At 52.6% G+C, this 13,723-nt stretch carries 14 protein-coding genes and 2 riboswitches; of the genes, 11 read left to right on the top strand and 3 right to left on the bottom strand.

Annotation, left to right across the window (positions count from 1 at the left end):
- Window positions 1-240: 240 nt before the first annotated feature.
- From MKY58_RS27855 to MKY58_RS27845, 3 genes are all read left to right on the top strand, one after another.
- Complete coding sequence (locus MKY58_RS27855; RefSeq protein WP_339322897.1) at window positions 241-2,292, top strand: PBP1A family penicillin-binding protein; 2,052 nt, start codon at window positions 241-243, stop codon at window positions 2,290-2,292.
- A 157-nt stretch (window positions 2,293-2,449) separates the two neighbouring features.
- A complete protein-coding gene (locus tag MKY58_RS27850; protein ID WP_339322896.1) occupies window positions 2,450-3,511 on the top strand; it encodes an endonuclease/exonuclease/phosphatase family protein in 1,062 nt (353 codons plus the stop codon).
- A 15-nt stretch (window positions 3,512-3,526) separates the two neighbouring features.
- On the top strand, window positions 3,527-4,174 hold the full coding sequence (locus tag MKY58_RS27845) for a DNA-3-methyladenine glycosylase (protein ID WP_339322895.1): 648 nt from the start codon (window positions 3,527-3,529) through the stop codon (window positions 4,172-4,174).
- A 114-nt stretch (window positions 4,175-4,288) separates the two neighbouring features.
- Here the strand turns inward: MKY58_RS27845 and MKY58_RS27840 are convergent, their stop codons facing one another.
- Window positions 4,289-4,798, bottom strand: a complete 510-nt coding sequence (locus MKY58_RS27840; protein ID WP_339322894.1) for a YwhD family protein — start codon at window positions 4,796-4,798, stop codon at window positions 4,289-4,291.
- Between the two features lie 162 nt (window positions 4,799-4,960).
- Here MKY58_RS27840 and MKY58_RS27835 point away from each other — a divergent pair, with 162 nt between their 5' ends.
- The 6 genes from MKY58_RS27835 (at window position 4,961) to MKY58_RS27810 (ending at window position 10,897) form a co-directional block, all read left to right on the top strand.
- Complete coding sequence (locus tag MKY58_RS27835; protein ID WP_339322893.1) at window positions 4,961-6,952, top strand: M1 family metallopeptidase; 1,992 nt, start codon at window positions 4,961-4,963, stop codon at window positions 6,950-6,952.
- Window positions 6,953-6,963: 11 nt separating this feature from the next.
- Window positions 6,964-7,797 (top strand): hypothetical protein, encoded by an 834-nt coding sequence (locus tag MKY58_RS27830; RefSeq protein WP_339322892.1) that lies wholly within the window; start codon window positions 6,964-6,966, stop codon window positions 7,795-7,797.
- 260 nt (window positions 7,798-8,057) lie between these two features.
- A riboswitch (cyclic di-AMP (ydaO/yuaA leader) is annotated at window positions 8,058-8,197 on the top strand.
- 6 nt (window positions 8,198-8,203) lie between these two features.
- The gene (locus tag MKY58_RS27825) at window positions 8,204-8,668 is read left to right on the top strand and encodes a C40 family peptidase (RefSeq protein WP_036714738.1); all 465 of its coding nucleotides are present in this window, start codon (window positions 8,204-8,206) and stop codon (window positions 8,666-8,668) included.
- A gap of 419 nt (window positions 8,669-9,087) precedes the next feature.
- A riboswitch (cyclic di-AMP (ydaO/yuaA leader) is annotated at window positions 9,088-9,226 on the top strand.
- A gap of 3 nt (window positions 9,227-9,229) precedes the next feature.
- Entirely contained in the window at window positions 9,230-9,721 is a 492-nt protein-coding gene (locus MKY58_RS27820; protein ID WP_036714741.1) for a C40 family peptidase, read from the top strand.
- Between the two features lie 204 nt (window positions 9,722-9,925).
- Entirely contained in the window at window positions 9,926-10,381 is a 456-nt protein-coding gene (locus MKY58_RS27815) for a GNAT family protein (RefSeq protein WP_339325262.1), read from the top strand.
- A 156-nt stretch (window positions 10,382-10,537) separates the two neighbouring features.
- Window positions 10,538-10,897, top strand: a complete 360-nt coding sequence (locus MKY58_RS27810; RefSeq protein WP_036714745.1) for a c-type cytochrome — start codon at window positions 10,538-10,540, stop codon at window positions 10,895-10,897.
- A 92-nt stretch (window positions 10,898-10,989) separates the two neighbouring features.
- Here the strand turns inward: MKY58_RS27810 and MKY58_RS27805 are convergent, their stop codons facing one another.
- Entirely contained in the window at window positions 10,990-11,295 is a 306-nt protein-coding gene (locus MKY58_RS27805; RefSeq protein WP_036714747.1) for a 4a-hydroxytetrahydrobiopterin dehydratase, read from the bottom strand.
- Between the two features lie 188 nt (window positions 11,296-11,483).
- Window positions 11,484-11,777, bottom strand: a complete 294-nt coding sequence (locus MKY58_RS27800; protein WP_036714750.1) for a hypothetical protein — start codon at window positions 11,775-11,777, stop codon at window positions 11,484-11,486.
- 336 nt (window positions 11,778-12,113) lie between these two features.
- Between MKY58_RS27800 and motA the strand changes: the two genes are divergently transcribed.
- Window positions 12,114-12,914, top strand: a complete 801-nt coding sequence (motA, locus tag MKY58_RS27795) for a flagellar motor stator protein MotA (protein ID WP_036714765.1) — start codon at window positions 12,114-12,116, stop codon at window positions 12,912-12,914.
- Window positions 12,898-13,707 (top strand): flagellar motor protein MotB, encoded by an 810-nt coding sequence (gene motB, locus MKY58_RS27790; protein WP_036714753.1) that lies wholly within the window; start codon window positions 12,898-12,900, stop codon window positions 13,705-13,707. The genes motA and motB overlap by 17 nt, the downstream gene beginning before the upstream one ends.
- The last annotated feature ends 16 nt before the right edge of the window (window positions 13,708-13,723 follow it).

Below are 13,723 nucleotides of genomic sequence, written 5' to 3'. Positions count from 1 at the left end.
GCTTTATTTATTGTACCAAACTATGGATGCGCAAACACATCTTTTGAATTATACGCGATGGGGGAAATGACTGTAAAGATACAGTTTTTCACACCTTTTCGGCCTGTCCGGCCCCCAGGAATGTACCCGTCATCCCCGGTTCATCTTGTCCTTTTTCCGGCCTGTTTATGAAAGGAAAATGAATATCCCCGCCCCTCCTTTCCCATAATGAATGTATATAACTGGAAGGGAAGAAACGCCATGCCGCAGCACCATCACTCCAAGCCCAGACGCAAAAGCCGGTTTGCCGCGTTGATCAAGCTGATGCTGGCCATGACTCTGGCCGTTCTTCTTGCCGTAGGCATCTTGCTTGGGTTTTTGTATCAAAAAAGCCTTCCCGTCGCCGACACCGACCGCAATTCCCGCCTCCTGGACAGCCAGGGCAATATTTTGGCCACCTTTTCGGCGAGCGGCCGGAGCTATGAGCCCGTCCCGCTCGAGCGGATATCCCCGCTCCTTGTGAAAGCGACGCTGGCCGTTGAGGACCGGAAATTTTTCGACCATATCGGGTTCGACGTCAAAGGCATGGGCCGGGCCATGCTTGTCAATTTGAAAGAAATGCAGCGGGCCCAAGGAGCGAGCACGCTGACGCAGCAGCTTGCCCGCAACCTGTATCTGTCCCATGCCAAAACGTGGACCCGAAAAATAAAAGAAGCGATGTATACCGCGCAGCTGGAGATGAAATACAGCAAAAACGAAATTCTGCAAATGTATTTAAATGAAATTTATTACGGCCACGGCGCATACGGCATCGAAGCCGCTTCGCAGATGTATTTCGGCAAGCCGGCCGCCGAACTCGACCTGGCCGAAAGCGCGATGCTCGCCGGCATTCCGAAAGGTCCAACCTACTATTCGCCATTTAAGCATATGGATCATGCCAAAATGCGGCAAAGGATCGTGCTCGGCACGATGGTGGAAACCGGCCAGATTACGCGGCAGGAGGCCGAAGAGGCCGCCGCCGAGAAGCTTCATTTGAAGCCTCAGGAGCAGCAGCTGGCCCGGGTGTCCGCCCCCTTTTTCCGGGATTATATCCGGAACCTCGTCACCAGCCAGCTGGGCATCAGCGAGGAGCAGCTGGACCATGGCGGCCTGAATATCTATACGACGCTGGATCCCCATGCGCAGGCGGCAGCCGAAGAGGCGGTGGCCCGGGGCATGGATCCAAACAGCGAGCTGGAAACGGCGCTCGTAGCCATCGATCCGCGCACAGGTTACGTCAAGGCGATGGTCGGAGGAAAAAACTATAAGGCAAGCCAGTTTAACCATGCGCTCTCCAAAACGCGCCAGCCGGGCTCATCCTTTAAACCGATCATGTATCTGACGGCGCTGTCTTCGAAAACGATGACCGGCCTGAGCACGTTCAAAAGCGAGCCGACCCTGTTCCACTACGACAACAACCGGAAAATCTACCGGCCGAGCAACTTCGGAGAAAAGTATTTGGGCGAAATCGACATGCAGCAGGCGATCGCCGCCTCGGATAATATTTATGCCGTCAATACGCTCCTGAAAGTCGGCGCTGACAACGTCATCGATATGGCGAAAAGGCTGGGCATCGTCAGCCCGTTGAAGCCGGTTCCTTCGCTGGCGCTTGGGACTTCGCCCATCAGTCCGTTCGAGATGGCCTCCGCTTTCGCCGTCATCGGCAACGGCGGCAAACGGATGCCGCCCGTCGCCGTGCTGAAAATTACGGATGCGGCCGGGGAAGTGCTGTATCAAGCCCCCGAAACCGCGGGCGAACAGGTCGTGGAGCCAGCGGCTGCTTACGTTTTAACCCATCTGATGGAGAGCGTGTTCGAATCCGGGGGAACGGGAAGCCGCGTCTCCTCCCTGATCAAACGCCCGGTCGCCGGCAAAACGGGCACGACCGATACCGACGCCTGGATGGTCGGCTATACGCCGGAGCTGGCCACGGCCGTCTGGGTAGGTTATGACAAGGGACGAACCATCACCACGTTGGACGGCCACCGCGCAGCGCCGATATTTGCCCGGTTTACGGAAAAAGCGCTCGAAAACGTGCCGCCGAAAATATTCAGCATTCCAAGCGGCGTCGTTACCGTATACGTCGACCGGGAAACGGGAAAGCTGGCCACCGCCGATTGCCCGGACAAGAAGCTGGAGGTGTTCGTTGCGGGTACCGAGCCGACCGAATACTGCGCCGCGCACGGCGGAGATCCCGAACAGCCCGCAGCCAAAGGCGGCACGTCGGAAAAACGTTCCTGGTGGAAAACCATTAAACGCTGGCTGACGGATTAACGATGACGATAAAGGCCTCCTCTCCCGGTCTAAGGCAGTCCCGGAGAGGCGGGCCTTTTCTTCTGGATTCCCCAAGCTTCCGCATGATACAGTAGGACTGCATGGAAGAAATTTGCTCGGGAATTTCGAATAGTCTGATATATGAAGGAGTCAATAGATGGTTAGAAAAGTGTTGTGGGCATTCGGGGGCGCCGCGGTTGCGATCCTTTTGTTCGCCGGCGTTTTTTTGCTGTACGTGACCGTGACGGACTACAGGCCGCGGGAAACCGAGCCGATCGTTATGGAAGGCAATCCGGATCGTGTGATGAAAACCGGAGACGCTTTTACCGTCACGACCTTTAATATCGGTTACGGCGGGCTGGATCGGGATCAGGATTTCTTCATGGATGGCGGGACCGGATCGCGTTCAAGCAGCAAAAGGCAAACCGAGTTGAACTTGAGGGGCATGGGAACCTTTTTGAGCGGCCTGCGTTCCGATATCATTTTTATTCAGGAAGTGGATATCGACTCTACCCGCAGCTACGGCATTAACGAGGCAGATTCCCTGAAGGTTTTTCTGCCGGGATACGGCCTCTCCTATGCCGACAATTACAAAATGCCTTGGGTTCCCGTTCCCGTCCTGCACCCGATGGGCCACGTCCGGGGCGGAATGCTGACGCTCTCCAAATTCAGCAGCAGCAGCGCCGTGCGGTACCAACTGCCCGGAGAAGAAAAATGGCCCCGGCAGCAATTCGATCTGGACCGCGCCTTCATCGAAAACCGCATTCCCGTCAAAAACGGCAAGGAGCTTGTTCTGGTCAATCTTCATCTGTCCGCGTTCGATAAGGGCGGAAGCATCCGCAAACAGCAGCTTCATTATTTGAAGGCTTATATCCAGAAGGAAACGGCATTGGGGAATTATCTGATCGTCGGAGGCGACTGGAACCACTCGCTGCCCGGCACCGATCCGAAAGCCTTCAAAACGACCCAGGATTGGCCCGAGTGGCTTCAGCCGTTCCCGGAAGATTTCAAGCCGGAAGGATTCCAGTGGGCCGTGGACAACAAGGTCCCGTCGGTGCGGACGGTCGACCTTCCCTTTAAGGAAGGCTTGAATTTCCGTGCGGTCATTGACGGCTTTCTGGTATCCCCGAACATCGAGATCCTTCATGTGGAGGGCTATGATCTCAAACATGAACACAGCGACCATAACCCGGTGAAGGCCGAGTTTGTTTTAAAATAAGGAAGGAGGCTCGCCATGCAGGAACCGAAACTGATTTCCCCTTCGCTGCTGGCGCGGACGGCGCTAGAAGCGGCCCCGCTCCTGCTCGGCCAAACGCTGGTACGGGTTACGGAGGAGGGCGAAATCCGCTGCCGCATCGTCGAGACGGAAAGCTACGGCGGAGCGGAAGACCGGGGCAGCCATGCGTTCGGCAACCGGCGCACCAACCGGACGGAGGTCATGTTTGCGGCCGGCGGGATCGCCTATGTCTATTTGATATACGGCATGTATTCCTGCCTCAATGTCGTCGTCGGGGAGATCGATGACCCGCAGGCGGTATTGATTCGCGCGGTAGAGCCGATGAGCGAAAGGGATCAAGAGCTGATGCTACGACGCCGCGGCCGGTTCTCCGGAAAAGCCGCCAATCTCAGCAATGGGCCCGGCAAGCTGTGCCGCGCGCTGCGGATCGACAGGAGCCTGAACGGATACCCGCTGTTTCAAGCGGACGGCGTTCTGCGATTGGAGTCTGGAGATGCGGCAAATGAACTTCCGATCGTCCAGTGCCCGAGGATCAATATCGATTACGCCGGGGAATATGCGCTTAAGCCTTGGCGTTTTTACATCGACGGGAATCCGTACGTATCCGTGAAAGACAAGCATCCCACGCCGTGGAGAGGGTGTTGAGGTGTTGACATACGGGCTTGGAAAAAGCAAAAAGGGCCTGCCAGCTGCTTGTTGGTTCAACAAGCGCCGGCAGACCCTTTTATTTGATTGCGGCAGTAAACGGGATAGCCGCGATTAAACGTCAAGCGCCTGCTTCAGCTCTTCCGGCGATCTGTCCCACCATTCCTCGTTATGGGAGACCAGCAGATCCTTCAGCAGTTTTTTCTCTTCCGCGCCCAGTTCGTCCAGCATGAATTTGCGTTTCAACGCGGCATCCATGCGATTGACGTGATCGGCAAGAATTTTCCAGCCTCTGCGCGCTTCCTCGTCGATCCACATTTCGCTGGCCGTCGCACCCGCATAATATTGCCCCGACTCGTCGCGGTCGACTGCCACCCAAACGATCCATACCTGGCGTCCATTCGGCACGTCTTCACGGTTGGCCGAAAAGCGGATACGGCGTTCCGGTTTGCTCTTCGCATGCATGGCGCCGATATCGATCGTAGCCACGCCGCGGTCAATGATGACCGGAGAAATGTTGTTGAGGTCGATGGAGCCTGCGCCAAAACCGATTTTATGCTTGCTTTTGCCGCTGACGATGTTCAGGGCAATCTGCTTCTTGCCTACTTGCTCCTTGTTTTCCACGTTTCGTGTTCCTCCTATTGAAAACGCGCTGTCCCGGTTTCAGGGCAGGCGTCCTGCTTTATATGCCTCTTGGTCAAGCAACTTAATTTTATTTTAACTAATAATCGCTGGAAAGCCAACATATACATGCTTTAGATGCTTGTCAACGGGAGGTATTCGTATATGGCTCCAGCACGCGCCAAAATCGTTATTTCATCGTTCATTGCCCTCTGTCTATTGCTTGCGGGAACAGGGGCGCTCCTTCTTCGGGATGCACCGGAATCGCGGCCTTCCTATGCTCCGGATCAGGCCAAGCCTCCCAAGGTGTCCACGCCGATCGCCCAGCAGGAAAGCGTACAGAAGCCGACGGCTGAAATCCTCAGCAATCGGGTCGTGGAATACCATATCGATACGACGCTTGATGCCGAAAACCGCATCATCAAGGGAACCGAAACGCTGACCTGGATCCACCCCGGCAAAAAGACGGTGAACGAGCTGTACTTCCATTTGTACCCTAACGCCTTCTCTTCGATGGACTCCACGTTTATGAAAGAATCCGGGGGAAAGCTCCGGAATGACACGATGCCTGCGGACGGCTTCGGTTCAATGAGCATCACCGAAATGAAAACCGCCGATGGCCTTTCGCTGATGCACCGCATGCAATACGTTCAGCCCGATGACGGCAACGTCAAGGACAAGACCCTCGTGAAGGTCCGGCTTCCGAAACCGGTCAAAGGGGGCGAAAGCATTACGATCCGCATGCGTTTTGAGGTCAAACTTCCCAAAATATTCGCCCGGATGGGCACCGCGGACGATGATTTCGTCATGGCCGGGCAATGGTTCCCGAAAATCAGCGTCTATGAGCCCGAGGGGACAAGAGGTCGCAAGGCGGAAGGATGGAACCTGCATCAATATCACGGCAATTCCGAATTCTACTCCGACTTCGGCATCTACAGCGTCCGCATTCACGTGCCGGACGACTATATCGTAGCCGCCACCGGCTTTCCCGTGCAACCCGCGCAAATCCGGGGGAAAGAAAAAATTTATCAGTTTTATGCCGACGATGTCCATGATTTTGCCTGGGCCGCGTCGCCGAACTTTATCGTCGCCGAAGAGCCGTTCTCGTCTCCCGAGGTCCCGGGCGTGCGCATCAAGCTGTATTTGGACCCCGCCCATAAAGACTTGAAACAAAGATACTTTTTTGCCGCCAAAGCCGCCCTCAAATATTTTAGCAAATGGTACGGCCGGTATCCGTACTCCACCCTGTCGATCGTCGTGCCGCCGGAATCGGGGAACGGGGCCGGAGGCATGGAGTATCCGACGCTGATCACCGCCTTCGGGGCCAAAGACGACTCTCCCGGCTACGACCTGGAACGGACGGTCATCCACGAAATCGGGCACCAGTATTTTTATGGCATGCTTGCGAGCAACGAGTTCGAGGAAGCCTGGCTGGACGAAGGATTCACCTCCTATGCCGAAGATAAGCTGATGGAGCAGGAATACGGCGTCATTCCGAATTTGCCTATCCAGTCATCCTTGATCGCGTCCCCGATGTCGCTGACGCAGGAAGCATGGAAATACGGCTCCCAGGATCAATACGCCCTGAACGTCTATTACCGGGGCAAACTCCTGCTAAAGGCGATGGAACAGCAAGTCGGGAAGCAAACGATGAACAAAATTCTAGGCACCTACGCAAAAAAATACCGTTTCAAACATCCGACGACGGCAGACTTCCAAAAGGTGGTCGAGCAGGTTACCCGGCAATCCTGGCAGTCCTTTTTCGATCAATACGTTTACGGAAATCAAATGGCCGACTTCGCGGTCGATTCCATCTCCGTCCGCAAGAAGGATGCAGCTTCCGGCCCCGTCTATGAGTCGATTGTAAAAATTTCGAAAAAAGGCGGAGATTTCCCCCAAGTCCCGGTACGCTTCACCTTCACGGACGGGCATACGCTGAACAAAGTCTGGAACGGCTCGGCGGAAAGCGCCGAATTCAAGCTGGAGTATAAGGCACCGCTCGCCTGGGCGATGGTCGATCCGGAATACACGATCGTGATCGAGAACAGGCACTTCAACAATTACTTGAAAGCGGATATGGACAAGAAGGTTCTGGTCCGCTGGAACGTAAGCATCACCAAGCTGATCGAGACGCTGCTTGGAAGTCTGTCCTGGTGAGGTGAGAACCGGTGAAATCCCATATTGCGCATGGCTGGAAAAGTCTTAAAAACCAATTTTATATCGTCATCATTCTCTTTTTGTACCAGCTGATTTGGGGCTACTTTCTGTACAGGCTGGTCCATTCGGCCGTCACTCCGCTGCTGATGCGTTATCCGGACCCCGAGCCCAATGAGCTCAGCCAGCTGCTTTATTACATCGAAGGCAAAATGAGCCTTTCCGACAGCGGCACGGTGCATATGTACATTTGGATTCTTCTTTCGATGTTTGCCCTTCGCATGCTGCTGACCCCTTTTATCCATGCCGGAATTTTTTACGGGCTGCACCGTGAACGCGAGGGCGAAGTCGGGCTGTTTTTCTTCCAAGGCATGAAGCGCCACGGAAAAACCGTCCTTCTGTTTCACTTGATCGAATGGGTTCTGCTCGCGGCCCCGGCCTACTGGGTCATACCTAAGGTATATGCGGCGCTTCTGGACGGGATGCCGCTGCAATCCATGGGCCTGTCCGTTCTTCCCTGGATTTTGGGATGGCTCCTGTACGGATATATCGTGCACCAACTGATTCTTTTCATGCAGTTCGGCAAGACCGGCGGCGGCGGCTTGTTGCCTCCCTTGTGGCACTGCCTGCGCGGCGCGTTCCCGCTCATCGGCGTTTCGCTGATACTCGGCTCGCTCAGCCTGATTTTGTTCAGCCTCTGTACGGGAGTTTCCTGGATGTGGGCAGGCATCATCGCGCTCATCCTCCAGCAGGGCTACCACCTCGTCAGCTGCATTATGAGATTATGGGGCATTTCGGCGAAGTTTGACCTGTGGTACGCCCAAGCGCATCGGGGCACGGAAAAATAAATCATCAAAAAGTTAACTTTTTGTCATCACTCCAACCCCTTGATATAAGAAAAACCCCCCCCTTTCAAAATAAAAAGGGCGGGGTTTTTGTCGTTTTTAGATCCCGAACGATTTGCCAAAGTCGTCATCCTCTGTTAAAATAATCCGAGTAAGCAGTTAGTAACAACTTTGTCATTTTTACTGTAACTTTTTCATATTGTGCTGTAACGATATTTTCAACGAAAATACCAATTAATCGTCATCAATAGTCACTTTCGGGTGCTTGATCAAGGCCGAATTCCTTGGCACCGGGAAGCGGGGGAACCACTTTGGGTGAATTGATCTCGCAGCATAGGGATCATAGGGGACGACCTTCAACCGAATCCTTAAGCTAACCTCGCAGGCAACATGGAAGGGGTTTATATTTTTGAAAAAGAAGTTAACAGCCGCGGCGCTTGGTTTGACGCTTATGTTCTCCATGGGAACCAGCGTATTCGCGCAATCTTCTCTGAGTCATGTCGTGAACAGCACCATCGGCGTTTCCTACAAAACCGGAGGAACGACGACCAAAGGTTTTGATTGCTCCGGGTTTACGCGTTATGTATTCCAAAAATTAGGGGTTTCCATTCCGCGCCAATCCAGCGCCCAATTCAAAATCGGCACCGCCGTCTCCAAAAGCAATTTGCGTGCCGGAGATCTGGTATTCTTCAATACGAGCGGCGCAGGCGTATCCCATGTCGGAATCTACGTAGGAAACGGAAAATTTGCCCATTCGTCTTCTTCGAAAGGCGTGACCATCAGCAAGCTCAGCAACAGCTATTTCGCCAATCGCTACATTGGCGCCAAACGTGTCATGAGTACCGCTAAATACAAAGCGGCCGTCTACAACTAGAAACTCACCCATAAACATACGAAAAAGCTTACGATGCCCGCGCGGAGATTTTTGCCGAAATCCCTCGCGGGTTTCCTGTTACTTATTAGACGTTTGAAAACCTAAAAAAGTAACAACTTTCAAAAAAAATTTTTTTCGAACTTTCAAACTCCGCTCATCCACGTGCCTTCAACTATGATTTACCCTTCCTTTCCGTTAAATAAACCAATTTTCTAAGTAAAAAACGCTTATAATTGTCCTTCGTTGGAGCCGATTTGGCAAAAATCCCGAAATTATGGTGATTTTTTTGAAGGTTTAGGCATAGAAACAATTGCCAAAACGTCATTCCTTTGTTACAATAATCCCAGCGTTAGTAACAACTTTGTAATCTTTGTTGAGCCGTTGCCTGTAAACAGGCGGCTCCTGAAGTATATAGTGTAAAAAGACATATGCCGAATTTCCTCACACTAGGGAAGCGGGGGAACCATTTACGGGTGAATTGATCTTGCAACAGAGGGATCATAGGGGACCTTCTACCGAATCCTTAAGCTAACCTCGCAGGCACCGGAAGGAGTATTAATTTTGAAAAAGAAGCTAGCAGCAGCAGTCATGAGTTTTGCCATCGTATTTACCGTTGGGGCCGGAAGCGCTTTCGCGGATTCGAAAATGGACAAAGTCATCGACGATGTGCTCGGAACGAAATACAGAACCGGAGGAACGACGACCAACGGCTTTGACTGCTCCGGATTTACGATGTACGTATTTAAGCATCTCGGCATCAACCTGCCTCACCAGTCCGGTTCGCAGTTTACGATGGGCACTTCCGTTTCCCGCAGCGATTTGAGAGCAGGAGATCTCGTATTTTTTAATACATCCGGTTCCGGCGTTTCCCATGTCGGCATTTACGTCGGCGACGGTAAATTCGCACATGCTTCGACATCCCGCGGCGTTGTCGTCAGTTCGCTTAGCGAAAGCTATTACGTCAACCGCTACGTTGGCGCGAAACGTATTATGAGCAGTGATACATATCAAGCCTCTGCCGTCGATTCTGCAGACAATGATGACGTTGAATAACATTTTTGCCTGATCCGCACGGTTTGTACGACAGCCCGTACCGAGATTTTTGCCGAATCTCCGTACGGGATTTTTTGCGCTTGTCGCGCTTGATCCCCGAGGAATAGATTTTATGGAATCATCAAATGCTACTTAGCAGCGGACGTCTCTTACGAAAGGAGGCTTCTTGTGAACGTTTCGAAGGACTCTTATACCGTTACGCCCATGACGCGGGAGCAGGCCGAGGCCTGCTGCGGCTGGATGTACGCCCCCCCTTACGACCGCATCTACGGCTGGCTTCCCTGGGAGCAGATGGAGGCCCTCGGCATCGAGCTTGGAGATCCGGATCTGCGGAGGCAGCAATACGTTTCGGTGCTGGATGGAGACGGGCAGCTATGCGGGTTCGCGCAGCTGTTTCCGATGGTCAACGTCGTGCGCCTCGGTTTAGGCATGCGGCCGGATTTATGCGGCCAGGGACGAGGTCCGGGCTTTATCCAGGCGATCGTGGAGACGGCAAAAGACCGCTTTCCCGGACAGGAGATCGATCTGGAGGTACAGGATTGGAATTTGCGGGCGATACGCGCTTACGTCAAGGCAGGATTCGAGATCACCGATACGTACGAAAAACAGACGCCTGAAGGCGTCGAGCGCTTTTACTGCATGGTTTATCAAGGGCTTTAAAAACGTCAATGAAAAATGGTACAAAATTGTGTACGTTTAGTGGATTTAAACTGGCTTTCGTTTGCTTTTTTGTCACAAACTATTTGATGTACCGGCTTGTTCCGTTATAATGAAGAAATGAGAGAACTGCAGTTTACATAGAAAGGACGAAAACGGATGCAAAAATGGATCATGAGCGGTTTGATAACGATTGCATGCGTAATGGCCGTTGTGCTTATGTTTACGCTGCCGGGTAAAGAGCAGGTAGCCGAAGAAGAAAAACCGACCATGCCTGAAGTAACCATGGACGCTGCAGCGGCAGAAGCCGTTGTGAAAGCCCAGGGCTGCATCAGCTGCCACGGCGACCAGCTGCAAGGCGGCGTGGGACCGAACCTGCAAAAAATCGGCTCCCAGATGTCTGCTGAAGAACTTTACACGATCATTACCAAGGGCAGAGGCGGCATGCCTTCCTTCAAAGACAAGCTCCAAAAAGAGGAGATTGCCAACGTAGCCCAGTGGCTTGCAGCCAAAAAGTAATGGCCGTTTTCCTTGAAGGAATAAAAACACGCTTCGCGCATGACCGCAAGGTCTGGCGAAGCGTGTTTTTTTGCTTTCGGTTTTCTTATTTTTTAGCGTTTCTCGCCTGAGCGCATTTTTTCGAACAATTCGTTAAACTGATGCGCCTCCTTGATGTCGAGCGCGGTGATGCCGCCGTCATCCCATGAAGTCAGCCGCAGCGTTACGTTCTTATGGTCAATCGTGATGAAGGGATGGTGATCGAAGGCTTCGGAAATCGCCGCAACCTCATCGACGAACGAAATTCCCTTCATGAAGTTGGAAAAAATAAATTTCCGCACAATCCAGCGTCCTTCCTCCAGCTCCCAGCCTTCCAGTTTCGCTAAATGCGCTTCCACTTCTTCTAGCGTGTAAACCATATTCTCATTTCCTCCCTGAAACCAAACACCCTCGTATCGAAATTTAAAAAGGATGCTGCTTATCCATGCTCTTGTTGACTTTTCCCATTGTATTCCGATCGTTGAATAAATATGAATATGGCCGCCTCGGCCCAGAACTTGTTATATCTTACCATGACGGATATTCAAAAATCCATTCGGCGCTTGGACTAGATGAGTGGGACTACAGTCAGTTCCTCGTCCCCGATCAGCAGATTGATCCGGTGGTTGGCCTTGTCGTACATGACGACGCCGCTCCCTACTTCAATGACCGGCTCGGTACCCAAGGCATAAAACAGGTCTTCCGCAAGCGCCTCATGAACCTCCAGTTTCTCCTCGGGACTCAGCAGCAGCCATTCGCCGCCATCCATCTCAAAAAACAGGTAGCTGTCCGGGATGCCTCCCACCGCCTCCGTTAAATCCTTCAATATTTCGTCATATTCACGCCCATGTTTGACTCCCATCGGCTTTACCTCCATCTGGTCTATGTCGTCTAAACGAATCGAATCGGGCGAACCATGGATCGGCTCCGCCGTCTTTACCGGCTCCGAAGGACGGCTTTTTCTTTTTTCTTAGTTCATTGTATGTAGGGCCTGCGCTACCAACTGTACGATTCTCCCATGTCAGGATAGGTCCGATGAACCCTTATGTTTCATTATAACGGAAAAACCCCCTTAAAAAAAAAGCCGTTCCTGACGATAAATATTATAATTACGTTTTTGATGAGACACCATGCTTGCAAGGATGCAGCCTTGGTGCGCGAAAGGATTCAATTTTATTTCTCATGGATGAGGTGCGCAATGGAAATTTCAACACTTATCGGCCTAATACTCGGGTTGGTCGCGGTCCTATTCGGTATGGTACTCAAAGGTGCGCCTTTGGTATCCCTTCTTACCCCCGCCGCTTACGTCATCATTCTCGGGGGCACGGCTGCTACGTTATTTATTGGTTTCCCGATGTCAGAGATTAAAAAATTCCCTAAACTGATCAAAATGGTGTTCGTTAAGCAAAAGCTGGTCGAACGCCGCGAACTCATTGCCATGTTCATGGAATGGGCCTCCATTACCCGCCGCGAGGGGCTGCTGGCCCTTGAAACGAAAGTCGAAGAGATTGACGACCAGTTTCTTCGCAACGGCATGCGAATGATCATTGACGGCAACGACCAGGACTTCGTGCGCGACGTATTAATGGAAGATATCGCGGCAACGGAAGAACGGCATCGGGCCGGCGCTTTGTTATTCTCCCAAGCCGGCATGTACGCTCCGTCGCTCGGGGTGCTTGGCGCGGTCGTCGGTTTGATCGCGGCCCTGACCAAGATGGAGAACATGGGCGAACTCGCTCACGCGATCGGCGCGGCCTTCATTGCGACGCTCCTGGGTATTTTCACGGGTTATGTATTATGGCATCCGATTGCCAACAAGCTGAAACGACTGTCCAAAAAGGAAATCGAATTGAAATTGATGATGATCGAAGGGCTTTTGTCCATTCAATCCGGCGTATCCACGATTGCGATCAGTCAAAAGCTTTCCGTCTTCCTGACCCCTTCCGAGCGTGCTCAAATGAATGAGAAGGAGGATGCTACAGGTGAGCAAAAAGACTAGACATGAACCTCATGAAGAACATGCCGACGAATCGTGGCTCCTGCCGTATTCCGACCTTTTGACCCTGCTGCTCGCCCTGTTTATCGTCATGTACGCCATGAGCGCGACGGACAACAAAAAGTTCGAGGAAATGAGCAAAGCGTTTAATACCGCTCTCAGCACCGGCACCGGGGTACTCAATTTCAGCTCGGCGCTGCCTTCCGACAAAAACCTGGACAAAGGCAAAAAGGACAGCCAAGCCAACGCCGTCAGCACTGAAGATGGCAGAAGACGAAAAGCCCAGCTTGCAAAACAGGAGCAAGAAGACATGGAGAAGTTAAAGAAGCAGCTGGATCAGTATATTAAAAACAACGGCCTGACGAACCTGCTAAATACGAAGCTGAACCAATCGGAGCTGACCATCACCATCAGCGACAATGCGCTTTTCGCCTCGGGCAGCGCCGCCGTGAAGCCCGAATCGCGGCAACTGGCATTGGCGATCAGCAATATGCTGCAGCAGTTCCCAAGCTATAACGTCATCGTCTCGGGGCATACCGATAATATGCCGATCTCCAACAGCGAATATGCCTCGAACTGGGATTTGAGCTCGGACCGGGCGCTTCACTTCATGAAAATTTTGCTGAACAATCCGAAGCTGAATCCGGCCATGTTCACGTCGAAAGCCTTCGGGGAATACCACCCGATCGCCTCCAACGATACGGCTGCGGGCCGGGCAATGAACCGCCGGGTCGAAGTTTCGATCATCCGCAAATATACGGATCAGTCGCAGCAAATGCAGGTCCCCAACCCATAGAAATGCCCATTAAAAA

This window comes from Paenibacillus sp. FSL W8-0194 (genome assembly GCF_037969745.1).
Classification (GTDB): Bacteria; Bacillota; Bacilli; order Paenibacillales; family Paenibacillaceae; genus Paenibacillus_AQ; species Paenibacillus_AQ cookii.
The sequence above is the reverse complement of the archived record's forward strand: the minus strand, read 5'-3'. Positions and strand labels throughout refer to the sequence as shown.

What these genes read in the sequence shown, in the direction of transcription:
- MKY58_RS27855 (WP_339322897.1), top strand. Translation starts at nt 241, where the DNA reads ATGCCGCAGCACCATCACTCCAAGCCCAGACGCAAAAGCCGGTTTGCC.
- MKY58_RS27815 (WP_339325262.1), top strand. Translation starts at nt 9,926, where the DNA reads ATGACGCGGGAGCAGGCCGAGGCCTGCTGCGGCTGGATGTACGCCCCC.
- MKY58_RS27805 (WP_036714747.1), bottom strand. Translation starts at nt 11,295, where the DNA reads ATGGTTTACACGCTAGAAGAAGTGGAAGCGCATTTAGCGAAACTGGAA.
- MKY58_RS27810 (WP_036714745.1), top strand. Translation starts at nt 10,538, where the DNA reads ATGCAAAAATGGATCATGAGCGGTTTGATAACGATTGCATGCGTAATG.
- MKY58_RS27845 (WP_339322895.1), top strand. Translation starts at nt 3,527, where the DNA reads ATGCAGGAACCGAAACTGATTTCCCCTTCGCTGCTGGCGCGGACGGCG.
- motA (WP_036714765.1), top strand. Translation starts at nt 12,114, where the DNA reads ATGGAAATTTCAACACTTATCGGCCTAATACTCGGGTTGGTCGCGGTC.
- MKY58_RS27800 (WP_036714750.1), bottom strand. Translation starts at nt 11,777, where the DNA reads ATGGGAGTCAAACATGGGCGTGAATATGACGAAATATTGAAGGATTTA.
- MKY58_RS27850 (WP_339322896.1), top strand. Translation starts at nt 2,450, where the DNA reads ATGGTTAGAAAAGTGTTGTGGGCATTCGGGGGCGCCGCGGTTGCGATC.
- MKY58_RS27835 (WP_339322893.1), top strand. Translation starts at nt 4,961, where the DNA reads ATGGCTCCAGCACGCGCCAAAATCGTTATTTCATCGTTCATTGCCCTC.